This is a genomic window from Paenibacillus planticolens (assembly GCF_013141725.1).
GTDB lineage: Bacteria > Bacillota > Bacilli > Paenibacillales > NBRC-103111 > Paenibacillus_E > Paenibacillus_E planticolens.
Genome location: NZ_WHNZ01000030.1, coordinates 308,542 through 324,363 on the forward strand (window position 1 = coordinate 308,542; position 15,822 = coordinate 324,363).

Below are 15,822 nucleotides of genomic sequence, written 5' to 3' on the forward strand. Positions count from 1 at the left end.
TCATTTAATGAGTTCCGTCGGGTTCATGCCGGTAAATTTCTTGAAAAGCGTGCTGAAATAAGGCACATTTTTGTAACCAACCTGCTCAGCTACCTCATACACAAGCATGTTTCTTTCCAGCAGCAGTTCCCTTGCTTTTTCGATGCGCACACGCGTCAAATAGGTGTTGAACGTCTCGCCGGTCACATTTTTGAAAATGATCGACAAATGATTTCGCGAGATATACACCTTATCCGCCAAATCGGCAAGCGTCATATCGTCCGCGTAATGCTCATGTATATATTGTGTCATGAAATCGACGGCTTGTCTGTGTTTACTGTTACCCTTCCACTGTCTGCTGCTGAAAATGACGCATATTTTGGCGGTAAGCCATTCCGATAACTGCTCCGGCAAGGTAAGTCCGACCATTTCTTTCACAATTTGATCATTCGGAAAAATATCATCGAGTACCATGCCCACTTCATAGAGACAATAGGCAAAAATTCCCCAAAGGTCTCCCGCCAGCATTTGCACGTAATCTGGTGTAATCCCTTTTTGTTCCTTCAGTTGTTCGATATATTGGGCCACAAGCTGATGAGCCTGAGTTTCCTGCGAGGCCTTCATCGCACCGGCTAATTCAAAATAAAATTTGGCCGGCCGCATCACCAGCGTTCCCTGATCGTTTCTCATATCCTCACTATACACAAACAAATCATAAGCCGGAGCGACCCGCCCATCTTTCAAATCGATGGCGCGGAACGCTTCCTCCGTCGAATCCGGCATTTCCGTCCAGTCCTCTTTCGTCCCTCCGATGCCGACTCGAATCACAAGCTTCAAATAACCTTTGATGCAGTCAATGAGTCTGATCCCGAGCTCACCAAGCTTCTGCGTAAGCTTATGCTGCGAACAACCGGCCTCCGGATGAAGGATGAGCACGGCTCTTGTCCCATGAAGCTCTACGTATTCAATCGCAGAAAACGATTCGCGCGCAACTTCACAAACGACATTGCTAATGGCAAAGCGAAACAAGCTCCAGTCGGGAAGCGACAGGTTCGAGGTGCGAACGTCACGGATCAGGTCGATGCCAATGACCACATGCTTGCTCTCCGCCCAAAAGCGGTACGGTTCCGGCAGCCGACCCTCATTCCGATAAGAGCTGTCCAATGTACCGGCTACAGCCGATTTCACCCATTCCTTTTCAATGAATGGCTCGTAGAGCATCAATTTCTGCCGAAGCTCGTCCTGCTTAATTCGCTTCTCTTCTTCTTCCATCAGCTCCTGGGTAACTTTACCCAGAATCGTTTTCAACGTAGGGACACTAATCGGCTTTGACAAATAATCGGTGACATTGTGCCGAAGCGCTTGCCTCGCATGCTCAAAATCCTGATATCCGCTCAAAATAATAATTTTGCCGCCATAGCCTTCTTTTCTTAGCTGTTCTATCATATCAAGGCCATTCATGACCGGCATATAAATATCTGTAATGACAATATCCGGCGCAGACGACCTGATGAGCTCCAGACCGTCCTCGCCGTTCAACGCTTCCCCAGCCCATTCTGCATCCAGTTCATCCCAAGGTATGGCTCGTTTCATTCCCTGAAGAACTTGGCGTTCATCGTCTATGATCGCAATCTTCCACACAACGCTGGCCTCCTTACCTTCAACTAATGTTAAGCTAAGCGACTGCTATGTCATATAACTGCGGCCCGGAACAAGCTTTTGTTCCAGGCTTCATTATTTCATATATCCAAACATACTTTCATACTATCAATCCATGCTTCTCTTTGAAATAAGAAAAATGCACGATTTATTTTAAAATACAACGAACTAGTCCCATTTCTCCAATTGATCTTTCACAGGAGGCGCTGCCAAACGAGGAAGCGTAATGATGACACGTGTTCCTCCCTCAGTACGCTCCATCAACTTAATTCCGTTGTTTCCGCCGAAATAACCGGCTATCCGTTCTCTTACGTTGCGGATTCCGTAGCCGCCCGTTTGGCGTTTGTGTTTCCTTTCCACCGCCTGCTGAAGTCCAACCCCATTGTCATCAATCGTAATTTGGATACTATCCTGCGTATCCTGCAGCCGAATATGAATGTGGCCTTGACTTCGCATATTAAAGCCATGAACAATGGCATTTTCCACGAATGGCTGAAGTGTCAGCTTAGGGATGAACAGCTCACGGATTTCCGGAGATGCCTCAATTTCGTAATCAAGCCCCGTTCTCCACCTCAGCTGCTGAATTTCCAAGTAGCACTCCATGTGCATAAGCTCCTCGCCAATGGTGATAAAGCTGGCCCCGTTTGAGAGGCCTATCCGAAACATTCGTCCCATCAACTCCAAAATGCGGCTGATTTCATCCTGCCCCGCTTCAATCGCCATCCAATTCAGCTGATCCAGCGTATTGTAGAGGAAATGCGGATTGATATTCGCCTGAAGCGCTTCAATCTCCGCTTTGCGCTGCTGCTCGTATCTTCGCTGCAGGGAGAGGTACAGTTCTTCGATTCGCTCGTTCTGCTTACGGTAGCCGGAGAATAAAGAACCGAATTCATTCTGATAATCGACCGGGAGCTCCACGTTATTTCCGCCTACGGAATAAACGCTCATTGCGTTCACAAGCTTTTTGATCGGCTTCGTGAACTGTCTGCTCAAATAATGCGTCAGGAACAGCGTCAGCAGGACAGCTCCGACCCCGATCATACCGATGACTTCGGCCAGCCTGATACTGCCTTCCGTAATTTGATGCCACGGCGTAATTTCAACAAGTGTCCAATTGGAATCAAGCAATTTGGAGTAAACCAATAAAGAATCGCCAGCCTCGCTGTTCCCCGTTGTGTGGACATAACCCGATTGCTTCTGTTTGGCATCGCTGTCAATCCATTCGGACAGCTCGTTATGATCCGGGATCTGACCGATCTTAAGGAATTGCTCTCCCCGCGAGTCAATCATGATCCGGTTCGCTTCGGAAGAATGTCCCGCCAGCAGGCTCCTGATTTGATCGGCCTTCACGTGGATGACCAAAACCCCTAAGTATTTGTCGTCGTACATAATTTTTCTGGCAAAGCTGAGGACCGGCACATCCCCTTGAAAGCTTGGAATCAGATGTTCGATGGACCATGTAAAATCATTCCCCGTCAGCAGCTCCGCCCAGGACTGCTTGTTCAGGTCCGCCATATCCCGGAACTGAATATAGCTCTTGGCATCGCCTTGAAGCGGGCGCTTCATATACAGATCAATCCCTTGAATGAGCGGAATGGAATAGGTCAAATTCGCAAGCGCCTTTTCAACACTTATCGATCCCCGGTACCGGTCGAACTCATCCTGCTTATTGGCCAAAAAGGTAATCAATTCATTGTCGCGTGATGTGGACAACGAGATCTGTTCAATGGTAACGAGCCTTGTCGTAATTTCATTATTCAGCTCGTCCAGCAGCTTTTGCTGGTATTGAAACGTCGTTTGAGCAAGCTCCTTCGATGAAATACTATAGCTGGCCCATACGCTGCAAGCCAAGACAACAATAATAAATCCGGCAAAACTGCGGAAAAACAAGTGGTCGACTCTAAATTTTTTGAAAGGATTCGTCATGCGGTTTGCGCTCCCGTTAAGTATCCGATTAGGCGAAAGAAACGGTAAAACAACGAAACTTGTTCGCTGCTCTACCGTTCTATGAATTCCTTATTTGTTTTTCATCTTATCCTTTAATACCGGTTGTTGCAATCCCTTCGACAAAGTACTTCTGCAAGAACATAAAGACAAGTGTCGCAGGCACAATGGAAACAAGCGACATCGCCAGCAGCTGCCCCCACTCCTGCCCTGTTTGCGAATCGTTAATCATCCGCAGCGCCAGTCCGACGGTGTACTTATCGACTGAGTTAATGTAGAGCAAATGCCCGAGGAAATCATCCCAATTCCATAGGAAACAGAAAATCATGACCGTAACAATCGCCGGTTTCGTAAGCGGCATAACAATTCGTAGGTAAATGCCGAACCATGAGCAGCCGTCCATTTTCGCCGATTCATCCAGCTCTTTGGGAATACCGCGCACGAATTGGATGAGCAAGAAAACGAAGAACGTTCCGCCTGCACCGCTGGCTAGCAAATGAGGCACAATAAACGGAAGGTACGTATTCACCCAACCCAACTGGTGGAACATCGCATACTGCGGAATAATGAGCACCTGACCGGGAAGCATCAGCGTGACCATTAACAGCGAGAACCAGACCTTTTTCAGCGGGAAATCCAGCCTGCCGAACCCGAACGCGACAAGCGTGCTGGAGATCAGCGTGACGGCTAGAACGGCAATCTCAAGCCCGAACGTGTTGAGATAAAAGTCGGTGAAGGAATGTCCCGGAACCGAATTCCAGCCTTTCACAAAATTGCTCCATTGCGGCGAAGATGGGAAAAGGCTCGGCGAGCTCAATTCACTATTGGATTTCAACGATGCGCCGATCCACCAAAGGACCGGATAAGCCATCAGTAAACTGAAGGCAATCATGAACAGATGACGGACAGCTTGACTCCATTTCGTGGTCATTTGCTTTTCTTACCTCCCGTCTCCGTTTCATAAAATACCCAGTATTTGGATGTACCCGCGATAATAGCCGCCACAATCACGATCATAACGAGCATGATCCAGGCCAGTGCAGAGGAATACCCCAATTGATAGCGGCTAAACGCCCGTTCATATAAGTACAACGCATAGACGTAGGTGGAGTTCATCGGTCCGCCATTTGTGATGACGTAAGCCGAGGTGAACATTTGAAATGCGTTAATAACGCCCATAATCAGGTTAAAATACAAAGTCGGCGAGAGCATCGGAAGCGTAATCTTGAAAAATTGCACAAACCGGTTCGCTCCGTCCACCCCGGATGCTTCATAGAGATCATTCGGGATTTGCTTAAGTCCGGCTAGAAAAATGACCATCGAGGAACCGAACTGCCAGACCGTTAATAAAATAAGCGTCCACAAAGCCGTGCTTGGATTAGTAATCCAGCCAATACCTTGAATGCCGAACTTGGCGAGAACTTCGTTAAAAATCCCGTCGACGCCAAAAATGTTCCGCCACAGCAAGGATACCGCGATGCTCCCCCCGATCAAAGATGGGAAATAAATCGCCGTTCGGTAAGCCGAGATCCCTCTCATCGCCTTATTCAGCAATATGGCAACAAGCAAAGCCGCGACAAGCTTGAGCGGCACGGAGGCCAGCACGTACAAGAACGTAATTTTCACGGATTGGAGAAACTTAGCATCCGCCGTAAAGATTCGCTCATAATTATGAAATCCGACCCAGTTGATGGATTCCATCAGCGTATAGTCGGTAAAGGAGTAGTACAACGATAAAAACATCGGATACGCCGTAAGCCCGAAAAATCCGAGCAGCCACGGCAAAATAAATAAATATCCCGCAATTGGCGCATCCCAGCGACTTAGAAAAGAACGACGTTTCTTGGTGCCCGCAGCGGCTTTCACGGCAACGGCTGTGGAACGATTCATGTAGGTTCACCTCTGCAGTTAGTCTGATTACTTGATAGTTCAAGTATAAAGGGTGTACGTCAGGTACTAAATGAGAGGAATCATCGAATTCTTTCAAAATATCCCGAATATCCGATATGGTTCCGATTCTAGCTGCAGGGTGGACCTAAGATGATCGTGATTGCTTGTCATTAACGCCGAAAACTCCCGTTAATTCCCGCTTCTGATCCACTTCTAGCCTCGGTAACTGGAGTTTCTCCAGCTAATTCGGCCAAACTGGGACTCATTTTCAAACTATCGACGATTTAGATGGAGTTTCTCCTGCTATTCCTTTCCCTGGGCCGCCCCGGATCAAATTAACGGTTGATTCTCCTTTTATTCCAGATCAGCAGTGGCAGGCACCACAGTGAAACTGGAGCAGGATGATGGATCGTCCGATATTATCTTAAAGTGGGACTGGTTTTGATTGAACAATTGCTTTATAATCAAAAACAAGTGACGAAGTACGTCCCGATCCATTCATTACGAGTGGAGACGGGGCGTTTTTTTATTTATTCAGAGGGGTTGAGATTATGACTTTTAATGATGCACACACCGCATTTATCCGTCTTCATAGCGAAAACAGATCGGGAGAGCGCCGGGGCAGGCTGGAAAGGGGACATGGGCACGGTGAAACACTGTTTCTTAACAATGTCTGGTGGCCTCTTAGGGTCAGCTTCAAAGATCTTCATCCGGAGTACGAAGTGCTCGATTGGCGGGGAAAATCTTATTTTGCTGATTTTTCCTGGCTACCCGGATACGTTAAGCTGCTAATTGAGATCAAAGGCTACACGGCGCATGTGCGTGACATGGACAGGCAGAAATATTGCTACGAGTTGAACCGTGAGACGTTTCTTCATGCCATAGGATTCCATGTCATTTCCTTTGCTTATGACGACGTTGAGCAGCGTCCCGATCTGTGCATCACTTTGCTTCGTATGGTGCTAAGCAACTATCAGCCCAGCCATGCACCTATCTCGCGCGCGCAGCTAGCCGAAAAAGAGATTATCCGCCTTGCAATAGAGCGGTCGCATTCTCTGCGCCCATTGGACGTTGCGCGTCATTTGGAAATTAATCACAAGACAGCAGTGCTCATACTGAAAAGAATGTGCGCCAAAGGTCAGTTACTCCCTTCTTACGGCGATAACCAAGAAAGGGTCGTCCGGTACGAATTAGCTAAAGAGGTGCTGGCGTACTTTTGAAGTTTCTACGACTCCCATCACGCGCGAATCCTGAGCGCGTATTGTAGCGCCGACGCATGACGGAGGTAAAACCCAATTTGTTTAACTCCGAAAACTCCTGCTAATTCCTACCTCTGATCCACTTTCAGCCCCAATAACTGGAATTCCTCCCGCTAATCCGGCCAAATTCGGGCTCATTCCCAAACTACCGACGATTTAGATGGAGTTTTTCCTGCTTTTCCGTTCCCTGTACCGATCAACGGTAGATTTTCCTGTTATTGCAGATCAGCAGTGGGGGGTACCGCAGTGAAACTCGAGCAGAAGAATGGATCGCCCGATATGACTCTGGTTCTACCTACTATGATCACGATTGCTTGTCACTAACGCCGAAAACTCCTGCTAATTCCTACTTTTTATCCACTCCAGCCCCTATAACTGGAATTCCTCCCGCTAATCCGGCCTAATCCGGGCTCATTCTCAAACTACCGACGATTTAGATGGAGTTTCTCCTACTATTACGTTCCCTGGACCACCCCGGACCAGATTAGCGGTAAATTTTCCAGTTATTGCAGTTGGGACAGTATGATGGAGGGTTGCTGGGTTGTGGGTTGCTGGGCTGTTGGGTTGATGGGTTGGTGGTTGGTGGGTTGGTGGTTGGTGGGTTGGTGGTTGGTGGGTTGGTGGGTTGGAGGAATGAATGATTAGAGCAGCATGAATGGTTCGAGCGGCGACGACACGGCGAAGCAGTGGAATCGTAAACAAACCAAAGAAGCAGCCTAAAAGCGCCGCTTCTTTGCAGATTAATATATCGTTCTTCCCAATGCATCGGCAATGCCGCTCTTGCGGAAGAAGTACGTGTTAATCATATCGCGCCATTCTCTCGCATGAGCAGCTTGCTCCGCAAGGCGGTCTGCTACGTGCTTATGCACAAGCTCGCCTACACTCCCCTTCAGGCCAGCCCACTCTACCGCCAACTGCTCAGCCCGTTCCACGCCTTCAAAATGCGTGTTATATATATGCTGAATCACCGTTTGCCCTGAATGCAGCACATGTGTGTACGGCACATGATGGAAAAACAACAGCAGCTCATCCGGACAGCTTTCAACCGACTCGTAAGTTTCGTAATTCGCACCTTTGTACTGTGCCGCATACCCTGTGCCGGTTGCCTTCGTCCGGTCGACACCGATGCCATGGCAATCCGCAAAATGATACGTGCCCCACTTCGAATATTCGTAGCCGTCTACGTTCGGCCCGTAATGATGGTCTGGACTCACCATCCAGCCTACGCCGAGCGGCGCCGTATAGGCTTCATAGATGCTCCATGACTCCATGAGCATACTCATCACCACGCTGACGATTTTCTCGTCTCCGCCGAAGGTCAGGCGAATCCACTCCTCCGCAATCGCTTCGGCGGACAGCTCCGGATTCCACGCCAACCGGCCGTAACCGTACAGATTCGCCTGCGCCAGCAAATGCCCAGTCCAATTGACATCGTTCCCGATATTGGAGACGGCGGCAAAGCCGCTGAATCGATTGCCATGCAAGGACCCATCGACAATTCGCTTAATGCTGGACCCTTCCCCCTTCGCATAGGTTTCGAAATCAAGCACTTCTTTCCACTGCGGAACGAGATAGCATAAGTGGCGTTGTTGACCCGTATATTCCTGGGTAATCTGGAACTCGATCATCTGGTTCGTCGTCTCCATAGCTCCAATCAACGGAGATACCGGCTCCCTCACTTGGAAATCCATAGGACCATTCTTTACCTGCAAAATGACATTATCCATGAATCTTCCATCCAGCGGTTTAAAATGATCATACGCCGCCCGAGCCCGGTCCGTCACCCGGTCACGCCAATCCTGCTTGCAGTTATACACAAAGCAACGCCAAATAACAATGCCGCCGAAAGGCTTAAGCGCCTCTGCCAGCATATTAGAGCCGTCTGCATGATCGCGGTCATACGTAAACGGTCCTGGGCGGTTCTCCGAATCCGCCTTCACGAGGAAGCCGCCGAAATCCGGAATCGCGGCGTATACTTCGGCTGCTTTAACCCGCCACCATTCGCGCACAGCAGGGTCGAGCGGATCAGCCGTAGACAGCCCGCCGATTTCAAGAGGACTCGCGTAGTTGACGCTTAAGAACAGCTTGATCCCGAACGAGCGGAACACGCCGGCCACCTTTGCTACTTCCGGGAGGTATTCCCCGGTCAGGAACTTCGTTTCCCATTGATGAACGTTCACATTATTGATAGAGATGGCATTTAGGCCCGAAGAAGCCAGCAGCCTGGCATAATCGCGAACACGTGTCAGATCTGTTGTGATCCGGTTGTTGTCAAAGAAAATCGACTTGCCAGCGTAGCCCCGCTCAATACTGCCGTCGATATTATCCCATTGATTGATCATTCGCAGCATATTCACCGGATTTTCAATAACGTCTAATCCGTTGACAGCTTGCTTCGTGCTGAGAAGCCGAAGCAAATGAAAAGCTCCATATAAGACGCCGGATGCCGAAGATGCGCCAATCACGATACTGCCGCTCGCCGGATCCGACTTGATCGCAAACCCTTCAGGCTTAATAACCGAGCGGGTCTCATCGCCAAAAGTGCGGTCTACAAGCGCATTACCGCCGCCGAACGTTCCCAGTGCAATAACAGCGCCCCCTTCTACATTTTCAGAGACGCTAATCGCTCTACCCAGCAACTTGCCAATCCCGTGGGACAGTTCTTGGGCAGCCGTATGAATCACTTCGTCTTCTTCCGTACAAACAATTCGGCTGTAGGCCAAATATTGGTCATATCGCTCGCCAGGGGCTACCGGATGAAATTCAAGCCAGGCCTGGTAGCCTGTTTGTTGTGTAGTTGTATCGCTCATAAGAAATATCTTCCTCTCCTTTTATTCGCCATTCTAAATGGATTGAAAAACCTGTTTTTCCGCAATGAAATGCACCGGCAGATCAGGAAACTTCGCTTTCAGCATTTCAGCCAAATACTTCATACCCGGTTCTTCGCTTTCAGCATGTCCAAGTGCTATGAAGGCTCTCTTCCTGCCTTGGTGCACGGCATCGCGCACATATTCAGGCGTCTCCCATTCAGGGCCTTCACCTGCAATGATCACATCGACTCCGTCCTTTTGAAAAAGGGGAATAGCCATCCCTCCTCCGCCTCGATATCCCGCAAGAAGCCCAACTCGTGTGCACGTCATGCTCAAATCGCCGGCTGCACGGACGAATGAAATACCCAGCTTGCTTTTCAAATATCCCGCCAGCTCCTCAACTGTCATAGGCGGAATCCTTAGCAAAGAGGCTGCCGGTCTATTTTCCGTTACATAAGACGTCCAGTCTAAGGCTTGAATCAAACCAGTCATAATGCCATCAGGGCGGTACCGATGCCAATAATCGTGAAACCGGAAAATGGCAATCCCTGATTCCTCGATAAGCTTCTGTTTCGCCAGGTACACCGAATCACTTAAAAGCGGCTCTATCTGGTCATGGTGATGATAAAATGTACCTTCATGCGTAATAAGCAAATTGACGCCCCTGTCAATAGCTGTCTGAATCACATGATGCGTTGCCATGAACGTCGTCGCGATACCCTTCACTTCTGTCGACGGATCACCCGACTTCAGTGTGTCCACCGTTACACTCAGCCGTCCGACCGGTTCGATTAAATGATCCAGGATCTCTTGAATACGAATCGCCATAACCTCATTTCCTTTCCTCATCCACATTGTCCATAAAAAGCAAGAGAGCCGGAACAGGCATGTTCCGGGCTCGTTTTCGCCTTATTTTTCGTAAGCTTGTGCGGCTACTTTCAATTGCTCATAAGCTTTTTCCGGTGTTGTTTTACCGAAGCTAAGCTGATCGCGGACAAGCGGCCAATCTTTATCAATGTAGTTCGTCCAGCCTTTCACGCCAGGATTCCACGTTTGTCCGTCTTTCTCAGTGGCGTGCAGCAGGGCAGAACCGATTTTATCGACATCGCTCATGCTGGACTCCAAGGAAGTTGCAATTTCTTTGTTAACCGGCAATCCGCGTACCGTTGTCAAAATTTTCGCAGCTTCCGGATCGTTTACGAACCAATCCACGAACTTTTTCGCCTCTTCCGCTTTCTTGGAACCTGCGGAAACACCCAAGTATAAGGATGGTTTCAACCAACCGCCTGCTTCAACACTGCGAGGCATTGTTACTAGCGCATAAGCGCCTTTTTTCAAGCTATCCCATGAACCATAGTTGCTGGAGAAGCCCATACGGAACAAAATTTTACCGTTAACCATCAAATCCATTTTCGGGTCAAACTCTTTATCAGAGGAATTCACATCCGCAGGAGGAACGATTCCATTTTTACGCATCTCGTCGAAATTCCGCGTCCACTCTAAGAAAGTTGCTTGATCGACATTGAACTTCCCTTCCGCAGATACGACCATGCCTTTCCCTTTCGCATATTGGAATGCGGAGTAAGCGAAATAATCGCCGGCATAATCCTTCGTGAAGTATTGTCCTTCCGGAAGTTTCGTTTTCGCTTCTTTCGCGAGTGCGAAGAAATCATCCCATGACCAGCCGTTTTGCGGAGCTTTCAAACCGAGCTTGTCCATAGCGGCTTTATCGTAGATCATCCCGTAAGCTACTGAACCAAGCGGCATCGCATATTGTTTGCCTCCGGATTGGCCTCCGGACAGCACTTTTGCATCAATTTTGCTCACATCAACACCGGTCAGCGGCGCCAATTGATTGCGGCCTGCCCAATCTGAAATCCAGCCTGGATCAAGCTGCATAATATCCGGCGCGTTATTCGCAGCTGCTTGCGTGGACAGTTTGTCCAAATAGCCGTCAATACCGGAATACTCAGGCTCGAAAGTAACGTTCGGGTGTTTTTCCGTATACAATTTCAGTGCGGCCAAAGTCGCCTCGTGACGAACCGTAGCCCCCCACCACATAATGCGTAGTTTCACCGGCTCATTCGATGCTGTTGCTGATGTTGCTGTGCTTGCCGGCCCTGCATTGCTATTTGTTTTGCCGCCGCTTGCACAGGCTACCAGTGATCCTGCTAGCGCGGTCGCCAATACTAACCCTAGAGAACGCTTCCATTTAATCATCGTGTGTAATCCCCCTACTTCATCAGTGATGTTTTGCTTACATTTATAGTACCAATAGTGGATTATGGTTTATATAAGAGAGATGCACGAATTATTTTAAATTTGCACGAAAATGATCTGCTGCTGCCAAGCGGGTACACCAGCTCTTTTCGATACTGGTCTTTGCTTCACGATACCAACTCTGCGCACCTATGCAAATTTTAACATAATACCTTCAAGTAAATAAAAGGAATTCAAGTTCATATGTGGAATAATAGTATTAATCCAAAAATGAAACGATTAAACTCTAATTTTCTGGGAGGCTGTTTGGAATGAGATCAACGGGGATTGTAAGAAAAGTAGACGAGCTGGGACGTATTGTTCTGCCGATTGAGCTGCGGCGCACGCTGCACATCGATATCGGGGACGCCATTGAAGTCTATGTCGATCCGGAACGTATCACGCTTAAAAAGTATATGCCCGCTTGCGTGTTTTGCGGAAATTTCGAGAATATGACTTATTTTAAAGGTAAAATGGTTTGTAGTTCCTGCGTCGAGGAAATTAATTAATATATAAAACAGTTAGACCGAATAAGGCGTATAGCATTGGCTTTTAAACCTGCTATACGCCTTATTTCTGTATAAGAAGCCTACAATCGAGAGAGTAAGATAGATACAAGCATACCTGCTATCGCGATCCAAAATAAATAAGAACGCAGCACACGCTTTAAACTCTTGTCCTGACGTTCCATGACTGCCCTCTTCCGGGCAGAACTGGAATTCGTCTCCGCATCTAACTCATCTGTGACTTGTGAGCGCCAATTCACGAATTGAAACCCAATTCCGCTGACCACAACGGAAATCATCAGTAAAATCAAAGAACCCATAAATAGTTTGTCCGATATGGACTGCATCATGTATCTAACCTTTCTGTCTTCGCCTCATTTGCTTTTCTATTATACTTCAAATCGCGCATAGAATGCACACGAAAAGCCCCAATCCGCTGATCATCCTCGGACTGGGGCTTGTTGATTCAAAGCTTATAGCGTTTTATCTCCTGGCTTCCAGTTCGCCGGACAAAGTCCGCCGGCTTGAAGCGCTTGAAGCACACGCAGCGTCTCGTCTACCGAGCGTCCAACGTTCATGTCTGTCACGACCTGGTAACGCAATACGCCTTCCGGGTCGATGATGAACAAGCCGCGGTGAGCTGCGCCGGTTTCATCATCCAGCACGCCGTAAGCGCGGGCTGTTTCTTTGGAGAAATCGCTGACAAGCGGGAATTGTACCGGGCCGATACCGCTTTGATCGCGCGGTGTTTGTGTCCAGGCTCTGTGCGTGTACACACTGTCCACGGAAGCTCCTACGATTTCACAATCCAGATCAAGGAATTGTTCATAGTGATCGCTGAAAGCTGTAATTTCAGTCGGACATACATAAGTGAAGTCGAAAGGCCAGAAGAAGAATACGAGCCATTTTCCTCTATAGTCCTCAAGCGAAATTTTTTCTTCTAAAGTTTCCATGTTTTTCGTGGACAGCAGTGAAAAAGTCGGAGCTGGCAGCCCTATTTTAGCAAATGTATGGGAGGGTTGTAAGGTTAATTGTGTCATGATTCTCTCTCCTCTTATATCTGTATTATGTTTGGTCAGGTGTTAGGCGGTTACTTCAGCCAAAGCTTTTTTCAGCTTAGTTACGTTGAGACCTAGAATCTTGTGCTCGTCAATCACCGTTACCGGCAGCGACATTAAGCCCATATCATGAAGTTCCTGGCCATATTGATCGTTCAGATCAATGTTTCTTTCTTCAAAAGCAACTTGTTGATCGGACAAATACTTTTTTAACTGCATGCAATAAGGGCAATTTGTACTGGAATAAACAATGACATTCGACATAGACTATACATCTCCTTGATGGGAATAAGATTATTTGTACTGTGGGATCAACTGAGCCCGTTTATTAATAAATTTATCAACAGCCATGGCCGCAATGGCCCCATCTGCAGCAGCAACGACAGCTTGCTTGACAGGCGTGCGTCTAACTTCTCCGGCGCCGAAGACGCCAGCAACCTGTGATTGCATGGAACTGTCAAGGACCATAAAGCCTTCCTCATCCAGCGGAACTTGATCCTGCAGGAAATCTGTCCCGGGCTTGCTGCCCGATAAGAAGACAAAAACGCCGTCCACCTTGAGCACTTCCTCTGTGCCCGCTCCTGTCCGAATGCGAAGCCCTTCTACTTGGTTATCGCCAAGCACTTCAAGCGGTTTGGCTTTATAGAGGATATCCGTTCCCGGCAGCTCTGGCATGTGGTGAACGCCTTGCAGCTCGGGGCGCGGCACGACGAAGTAGATTTTATCCGTAAATTTGCTGAGTGCTTGCGCTTCTTCCAAAGCTTCTTCCGAATCACCGATGACGGCGACCGTTTTTCCTTCAAAAAAAGCTCCGTCACAAGTCGCACATGTGCTTACGCCGCGCCCAAGCAAATTCTCTTCCCCAGGCAGCATACGATTGCGGCCTTTAGACCCCGTGGCAATAATGATCGATTTGCCTTCATACATGCCGTCAGCCGTAAATACGACCTTCGTCTCGTCTTCCACATCTACAGCTGTGATCGTCGTCTGAATAAATTCAGCGCCAAATCCTTTCGCTTGCTCGCGCATCGTATCCAGCAAATCCTTACCGGACATTTCCCCAGGCACTCCCGGGTAATTTGCAATTTTATGTGTAATGGCCAAAGCTCCCGTATTCGGCGACTTGTCGATCACCAGCGTCTTCAAGTTTCCTCTTGCTGTATATATGGCAGCAGAAGCTCCTGCCGGTCCCGCTCCAATTATAATGACATCATACATCGCGACTGCACCCTTTCTACCATTCAACTGCTCGTCCACTGATAATCAATATCAGATAATAATTATTATAATTAAATTAATGCGAAAGTCAATCTTTTTTGATAGTCATTATAATTAATTTGGGCCCCAATCAATCCCGCTATCTCTTACATAGATTGGAGCATTAACAAAAGAGGAGTTGATATTATGGTACGTATCCTTGATAAAGCGGCCGTTCAAACGCTTAGTCGCTTCAACCCGGCTAAATCGTTTACGATTCGACGTTCCCCACAAAAATCTGGCATAGCATCGATCCCTATACGGATTCCTGTGAATTCTCAACCTAACCGGGTAGATTTGGTGTTATCCGTTGGTGTCAGAGGTATCACGGGCATTGGGCAAATTCGCTTTAGAGTCTTCCGCGGTAATACAGAAATTTTTAATACACAGCAAGGTATCGAATCTAAGGGTTCAGAGCAAAATTATATCGTTACCTTCCAAGCTGAAGATAGAAATGTAGCAGCAGGTACTCATGCCTACACAGTCATAGCAGAAAACCGTGCTGCAAATACAAGAGTAGATATTGTAGGACCAATATCATTTAGTGGGCTAGCAGTTAAAACCAGAAACTGACAGCACCTCTTATCATCGATTTCACACGCAAGGGACAGGCCATCGGTAATGATTTGCGAGTGCATTTCGGATCCGGCTGCGTACGAGCCGTGACGGCGGCCCTGCTTATTGATAATTTCATTTAAGAAATCATTGATAAAGCAATGGTGATCGGAAAAGCTACTCGCTGCTTTACCACTATTTGTGATACGGTTCTCCGCGATTTCTATAACGGCAAGTTTAAGGACCACCCATTACGGGTAGTCCTTTTTATCGCAAGCTTAATACTCCTAATGCTGAGGGCGGGAACACCCACAGCATGAACAATCAAAACCATCATGTTAGGTCTATTCCATATTCGTCGTTTAATTGTAAGTCCCGATGCTAAATGATATCGGGGCTTATTTTAGTGCGCCAAGCATGGGCACTGTACGTACGGTGATGTGAGAGCTTGGGGGCTTGTCGCCCCCTGCTACTCGATTTTCATAAAATTTTTTATTCAAATATTCTTCTGGCCATAATTGCGAGATCCGTAACGTCTACTTTGCCATCATTGTTTAGATCTGCATTTTTGTATTGATCCCAATCCGCATCTGTTGATGCCTTACCATATGCGGCGGCAACAATCGCCAGATCGCCGATCGAAATT

General features: G+C 47.9%; 15 protein-coding genes. 3 read left to right on the forward strand and 12 right to left on the reverse strand.

Translation table 11 applies throughout. From position 1 onward, the window contains the following. The 4 genes from GC097_RS16000 to GC097_RS16015 form a co-directional block, all read right to left on the reverse strand. On the reverse strand, positions 1 to 1,620 hold the full coding sequence (locus GC097_RS16000; RefSeq protein ID WP_171684287.1) for a response regulator: 1,620 nt from the start codon (positions 1,618 to 1,620) through the stop codon (positions 1 to 3). Between the two features lie 186 nt (positions 1,621 to 1,806). Further along, a complete protein-coding gene (locus GC097_RS16005; RefSeq protein WP_171684288.1) occupies positions 1,807 to 3,564 on the reverse strand; it encodes a cache domain-containing sensor histidine kinase in 1,758 nt (585 codons plus the stop codon). A gap of 106 nt (positions 3,565 to 3,670) precedes the next feature. Further along, a complete protein-coding gene (locus GC097_RS16010; protein WP_171684289.1) occupies positions 3,671 to 4,513 on the reverse strand; it encodes a carbohydrate ABC transporter permease in 843 nt (280 codons plus the stop codon). Then, positions 4,510 to 5,472, reverse strand: a complete 963-nt coding sequence (locus GC097_RS16015) for a carbohydrate ABC transporter permease (RefSeq protein ID WP_171684290.1) — start codon at positions 5,470 to 5,472, stop codon at positions 4,510 to 4,512. The genes GC097_RS16010 and GC097_RS16015 overlap by 4 nt, the downstream gene beginning before the upstream one ends. Before the next feature lie 551 nt (positions 5,473 to 6,023). On the opposite strand from GC097_RS16015, the gene GC097_RS16020 reads away from it, so the two are divergent. After that, positions 6,024 to 6,692: a DUF559 domain-containing protein gene (locus tag GC097_RS16020; RefSeq protein ID WP_171684291.1), complete on the forward strand. Its 669-nt coding sequence runs from the start codon at positions 6,024 to 6,026 to the stop codon at positions 6,690 to 6,692. 779 nt (positions 6,693 to 7,471) lie between these two features. Here GC097_RS16020 and GC097_RS16025 read toward each other — a convergent pair. The 3 genes from GC097_RS16025 to GC097_RS16035 form a co-directional block, all read right to left on the reverse strand. Next, the gene (locus GC097_RS16025; protein WP_171684292.1) at positions 7,472 to 9,541 is read right to left on the reverse strand and encodes an alpha-glucuronidase family glycosyl hydrolase; all 2,070 of its coding nucleotides are present in this window, start codon (positions 9,539 to 9,541) and stop codon (positions 7,472 to 7,474) included. A 33-nt stretch (positions 9,542 to 9,574) separates the two neighbouring features. Then, on the reverse strand, positions 9,575 to 10,369 hold the full coding sequence (locus tag GC097_RS16030) for a Nif3-like dinuclear metal center hexameric protein (protein ID WP_171684293.1): 795 nt from the start codon (positions 10,367 to 10,369) through the stop codon (positions 9,575 to 9,577). An 81-nt stretch (positions 10,370 to 10,450) separates the two neighbouring features. After that, positions 10,451 to 11,761, reverse strand: a complete 1,311-nt coding sequence (locus GC097_RS16035; protein ID WP_171684294.1) for an ABC transporter substrate-binding protein — start codon at positions 11,759 to 11,761, stop codon at positions 10,451 to 10,453. 311 nt (positions 11,762 to 12,072) lie between these two features. Here GC097_RS16035 and GC097_RS16040 point away from each other — a divergent pair, with 311 nt between their 5' ends. Further along, entirely contained in the window at positions 12,073 to 12,309 is a 237-nt protein-coding gene (locus GC097_RS16040) for an AbrB/MazE/SpoVT family DNA-binding domain-containing protein (RefSeq protein ID WP_171684295.1), read from the forward strand. 80 nt (positions 12,310 to 12,389) lie between these two features. On the opposite strand, the gene GC097_RS16045 is transcribed toward GC097_RS16040, so the two are convergent. The 4 genes from GC097_RS16045 to GC097_RS16060 form a co-directional block, all read right to left on the reverse strand. Then, positions 12,390 to 12,626 carry a hypothetical protein gene (locus GC097_RS16045; RefSeq protein WP_171684296.1) on the reverse strand — a complete coding sequence of 79 codons (237 nt, stop codon included), beginning with the start codon at positions 12,624 to 12,626 and terminating at the stop codon, positions 12,390 to 12,392. A 153-nt stretch (positions 12,627 to 12,779) separates the two neighbouring features. Continuing rightward, entirely contained in the window at positions 12,780 to 13,346 is a 567-nt protein-coding gene (locus GC097_RS16050) for a peroxiredoxin (protein WP_171684297.1), read from the reverse strand. A gap of 42 nt (positions 13,347 to 13,388) precedes the next feature. Next, a complete protein-coding gene (locus GC097_RS16055; RefSeq protein ID WP_171684298.1) occupies positions 13,389 to 13,628 on the reverse strand; it encodes a glutaredoxin family protein in 240 nt (79 codons plus the stop codon). A 30-nt stretch (positions 13,629 to 13,658) separates the two neighbouring features. Then, positions 13,659 to 14,582, reverse strand: a complete 924-nt coding sequence (locus GC097_RS16060; RefSeq protein ID WP_171684299.1) for an NAD(P)/FAD-dependent oxidoreductase — start codon at positions 14,580 to 14,582, stop codon at positions 13,659 to 13,661. A 186-nt stretch (positions 14,583 to 14,768) separates the two neighbouring features. Here GC097_RS16060 and GC097_RS16065 point away from each other — a divergent pair, with 186 nt between their 5' ends. After that, positions 14,769 to 15,194 carry an exosporium protein C gene (locus GC097_RS16065; protein ID WP_171684300.1) on the forward strand — a complete coding sequence of 142 codons (426 nt, stop codon included), beginning with the start codon at positions 14,769 to 14,771 and terminating at the stop codon, positions 15,192 to 15,194. Between the two features lie 474 nt (positions 15,195 to 15,668). Here GC097_RS16065 and GC097_RS35250 read toward each other — a convergent pair whose 3' ends face one another. After that, on the reverse strand, positions 15,669 to 15,821 hold the full coding sequence (locus GC097_RS35250; RefSeq protein ID WP_376768394.1) for a dockerin type I domain-containing protein: 153 nt from the start codon (positions 15,819 to 15,821) through the stop codon (positions 15,669 to 15,671). Between the last annotated feature and the right edge of the window lies 1 nt (position 15,822).